The organism is Streptomyces sp. NPDC002324, assembly GCF_053593335.1.
On record NZ_JBSFCF010000087.1, the window covers coordinates 1 to 4,039 of the forward strand.

Here is a 4,039-nt window from a genome sequence, read left to right on the forward strand (position 1 = left end):
CCCAGATGGCGGGGGTGGTCGGTTCGCCGTGGCCGGGGAGGATGGTGTCGTACTCGGTCTCGGCGGCGAAGCGGTCGATGTTGGCCTGCCAGCCGTCGAAGTCCTTGTCCAGGAACCACAGGTGGGTGTGGTTGTAGACGACGTCCTGGGCGACCAGGACGCCCTGCTCGGGCAGCTTGATCACGAGGGTGGTGTGGATCTCGCCGCCGGTGGCCTTCTCGAACACGAAGGGGATGCCGTCGATGACCTCGGTGCCGGGGGTGATCTCCACGGTCGGGGTCATGTCGGCGAGCGGGATCGGGGTGCCGGTGGGCAGGTCGGTCTTGGCGCCCACCGCGACGATCTCCGCGGTGGTCTCCGGCAGGGCGTGCACGGGGACGCCGAAGCGGGCCGCACCCTGGTAGTGATCCGGGTGCGCGTGGCTGATGACCAGGCGGTCGAGCGGCTTACCGAGCTGCTTGGCGTAGGCGACGACTTCGTCGGCGTAGGCGAGGACGAACTGCGCGTCGACGGCGATGATCCGCGACGGCGTCTCGATCAGCTGGGTGTTGACGTCCAGGCCGTCCTCGGGCGCGGCGTAGCTGTGAATGCGGACCGGGCCCTTGTCGATGACCGTGATGGTGCCGTGCATTTCTCTGCTCCTGTCGAAGTGCGGGTGAGAGGTGAGGGGTGATGAGACATGGGAAGGGGCAAATGGCTGGTGCTCGGGCTCACGACCGACCATCGGCCGCAACGGACATGGCCGGCTCCACGCCACGGGCGGGCTGCCCCTTGGAACAACTCCATACTGAGGCGGAACCGGATGTCCGGCGAGATACGCTGCGGTCTCGTGATGGTCCACAGGCGACAAGCGCGGCAGAAGACCGGTCGGCGGGAGATGGGACTTCCGAAGGTGGCCTTCCAGCCTCCGGTAGGGTCCCCAGCCGGCCTGGAGGTGATGACCCTGGCCGACTTCCGCGACCGCACCCGTGACTGGCCCTGGCACATCGCCACCCCGCACCGGCAGGACTTCCACGCCCTGCTGCTGGTCACCTCCGGCACCCTGCGCCATCGCGTCGACTTCACCGGGCACGTACTGCCGCCCGGCTCCTGGCTGTGGATCCGGCCCGGCCAAGTGCACCAGTGGCAGAACCCCGACCAGGCCGAGGCCATCATGATCCTTCTCCAAGAGGACTTCGTCGCCCCCGAGACCGCGGAACTGACCGGCCTCGGCACCACCACCGCCCCGATGCCCCTGTACAGCCCCAACCCTTCGGAGGCCCCCCTGCTGGCAGCCGCGGCCGAGCAACTGGCCGCGGAGTTCTCCCAGTCGGACCGCCATCCGCCACCGGTCCACACCGCCCTGCTGCACCGCCTGCTCGACGTGGTACTCCTGCGCCTCGCCAACCTGCGGCAGCACGGTCAGGCCGCGAAATCGGCCCCCGAGCCCTTCCTGCGGTTCCGCGACGCCGTCGAACGAGGCTTCTCCCGCACCCACCGCATCGACGACTACGCCCACGAACTCGGCTACTCCACCCGCACCCTCACCCGCGCCACCCAGACCGCAGCGGGCCTCAGCGCAAAGGACTACCTCGACCAGCGCCTCGCCCTGGAGGCCAAGCGCCTCCTCGCCCACGGCACCGAACCTGCCGCCACCATCGCAGCCCACCTCGGCTTCACCAGCGCCACCCACTTCGGCAAGTTCTTCCAACGCCACACCGGTCGAACCCCCCTGGCCTTCCGCGCCTCCCAGCGTGCGTCGCCGCCTGCGTAGCCGCCCACGCCACCTGACCGCGTAAACGAGTCCCACATGTCAAGCGCTCCGCCACCAGCGGTGACCCAGTCGTGGGATCAGCACCGTCCTGAATGCCTTCAACAGCAGTTTCCTACTCCAGGTGTTGGCAGCCCGGGGTCATGACGAAGGTCAGGTCCGTCCCACGATCACGCAACTCAGAGATTCGGCGGGTAGGGCGCGACCCAGGGGGCATGCCCGGTGTCATCAGAGGCAACCGCGGGATGCTCCAGGGCTGTGGCCTGCGCTGCGAGGACGATGCCGAGCATGCTGGTTGCCGCGAGGGCGGCGCCGAGCACTGCCGCCGTCTTTCGCCGTCCCCGTGAGATCTTCTTCATCATCGTTCTCCCAAATCAGGAGGGACAGCGCGGGAGGAGGTCCCTACCGCGCGTGTGTCGAGTAGGCAAGCCGCCAGGCCGAGCCTGGACCAACCCACCCGCCTTCAGGCGCGGGCGTCAGTTACGGGGATGGCCCCGCCGCGAGGGACGGCCCGACCAGGCCGTCCGCCAAACCGAATCGATCCCGCATGATCGACATGTCTGGACTCTAGGTAGTGATTCTGTCGTCGGAAATCATCCCGAGGGTCCGACGGGGTCATCGGCCAGGATGAACCAGTCCGCCCTCTGGGCCACGACGACGGCCCACGGTGTCCCCGCTGGCCTACCGGCGTACGTTCCGTACGGCGCCGACGGCGTCGGATCCCCTGTGAGTCAGGCCCCCGCCGGCCTCTGGCCGTTGCTGGAACCGGGAGATCGAGATGTCTCTGATGTGGGACCACGACTGGTGTCGCATCGAGCGGGAGGACTCGGCCGGCACCCCGCTCGCCGACGATCCCCCGGCGCTCCTGGTCGGCGACAGTCATCCCCGCGGGCCGTGGCTCGGCCACCTTCGCCGCCCTCGCGGACGATCCGTGGATCGCCCGCGCCGGGAACCATCCGGTGGCCGAGGCACTCGAACGCAGTCGCCGTGCCGTCGGCTTCGAGCCGCAGATCGCCTACGGGGCCCGCGACTGCCAGGAGGCCCAGGCCATAGTCGCGGCCGGCATCAGGGTGGCGCCGGCGCCCGTCCTGACCCTGGCCCTGGAGGGCATCCGCCCCGGCGTGAGCGTCCTGCCCCTGCAGCCGCCCGCCCCGGTCCACCGCATCCTGCTGGTCCGCACGGCCGACCACGCCCTCACACGCGCCGCTGCTGCGCGAGAGCGCCGCGGTGCGGACCTCCTGAACGTCCCGTACACCCGCCCGGGCGGAACGTGGTGCGCGGGCGAGCTGTTCGCTGGGCAGCTCATGGCGGTCAGCCACGGGGCGCCGTCGTCGTGCGACGGGCACCTGGGCCTGGTGTGCGACTGGTGGCGGGCTTGGTCGTGGGTGGGGGCTCAGTTGTGTGGCCCTGCGCCGTGCAGGAGGGCGTCGACGACGAGTGCGGCCAGCGGGTCGGGATCCTGTGCGGCAGGGTCCTGGTCCCCACCGGGCCTGTTGAGGGCTTCGCTGAGGAGCGCGTAGTACACCTGTCGCGTCCAGTCCAGGTCCGTGTCCGGGGCGAGGATTCCCTCGCTCTGCGCACGGGTCAGGAGTTGGACGGTATACCTGTCGATCTCGGTCCAGAGGACGGCCGCGGTCTCGCTGTGGGGCGTGGTGTGGCTGAGCGTGAAACGCCAGGTGCTCTTGGCCCGCAGGACGTTCACGGTCACCCGGTACAGCGCCACGAGCGCGGGAGCGGAGTCGGGCCGGGCTTCCTCGATGGCGTCGATGAGCTGCTGCTTCGCGGAGACGGCCAGCGCCTCCAGCAGTGCCTGCCGGTTCGCGAACCGGCGGTGCACGGTGATTCGTGTCAGCCCCGCCGCCTCGGCGATCTGCTCCATGGAGGCGCCGGCATCCTCGGCCAGTACCCGCTCGGCCGCCTCCAGAATCGCGCGCACACTGCGCTCGGCATCTGCCCGTAGTGCTCGGCCCATATCTCTCTCCTGTCGCGTCGTCGGTTCCTACTCCCTTGTAGAAGATACGTGAATGATACGACTTACCGGCTAACAGCATCGATCGCGTTGCGGTTTTCTCGATAGTTGATACAGTAGTGAAACCGATTGAGGGTCGTCGGCCATGCGGGTCTGCCTGAGCAGGCCGCCATCCGCGACCGGCACCCCGATCACCCATCAACAGCAAGACGACATCAATCCCGCGAGTCAGGAGTTCGAAATGGTGACGACAGCACGACGGGTGGCTCTGGTGACGGGTGCGTCCTCCGGTATCGGCAGGGCGGCCGCGCTGGCGCTGG

The 4,039-nt window shown here is 69.0% G+C and carries 4 protein-coding genes and 1 pseudogene; 2 read left to right on the forward strand and 3 right to left on the reverse strand.

Features of this window, described 5'->3' with window-relative positions; all coding sequences use genetic code 11:
• Positions 1–631, reverse strand: a 631-nt coding sequence (locus tag ACWCRJ_RS44405) for an MBL fold metallo-hydrolase (RefSeq protein ID WP_450944670.1), incomplete at its 3' end; no start/stop codon positions are given.
• Positions 632–937: 306 nt separating this feature from the next.
• Between ACWCRJ_RS44405 and ACWCRJ_RS44410 the strand changes: the two genes are divergently transcribed.
• Positions 938–1,753, forward strand: a complete 816-nt coding sequence (locus ACWCRJ_RS44410; protein WP_450944671.1) for a helix-turn-helix domain-containing protein — start codon at positions 938–940, stop codon at positions 1,751–1,753.
• A gap of 176 nt (positions 1,754–1,929) precedes the next feature.
• On the opposite strand, the gene ACWCRJ_RS44415 is transcribed toward ACWCRJ_RS44410, so the two are convergent.
• A complete protein-coding gene (locus ACWCRJ_RS44415) occupies positions 1,930–2,112 on the reverse strand; it encodes a hypothetical protein (protein WP_450944672.1) in 183 nt (60 codons plus the stop codon).
• A 379-nt stretch (positions 2,113–2,491) separates the two neighbouring features.
• Between ACWCRJ_RS44415 and ACWCRJ_RS44420 the strand changes: the two are divergent.
• A pseudogene (locus ACWCRJ_RS44420) lies at positions 2,492–2,958 on the forward strand (LysR substrate-binding domain-containing protein); the annotation flags it as partial.
• 185 nt (positions 2,959–3,143) lie between these two features.
• On the opposite strand, the gene ACWCRJ_RS44425 reads toward ACWCRJ_RS44420, so the two are convergent.
• Positions 3,144–3,722, reverse strand: coding sequence for a TetR/AcrR family transcriptional regulator (locus tag ACWCRJ_RS44425; protein ID WP_450944673.1), 579 nt, complete (start codon positions 3,720–3,722; stop codon positions 3,144–3,146).
• Positions 3,723–4,039: the final 317 nt, after the last annotated feature.

Coding starts and splice junctions, on each gene's coding strand:
- ACWCRJ_RS44410 (WP_450944671.1), top strand. CDS start 938: ATGACCCTGGCCGACTTCCGCGACCGCACCCGTGACTGGCCCTGGCAC.
- ACWCRJ_RS44415 (WP_450944672.1), bottom strand. CDS start 2,112: ATGATGAAGAAGATCTCACGGGGACGGCGAAAGACGGCGGCAGTGCTC.
- ACWCRJ_RS44425 (WP_450944673.1), bottom strand. CDS start 3,722: ATGGGCCGAGCACTACGGGCAGATGCCGAGCGCAGTGTGCGCGCGATT.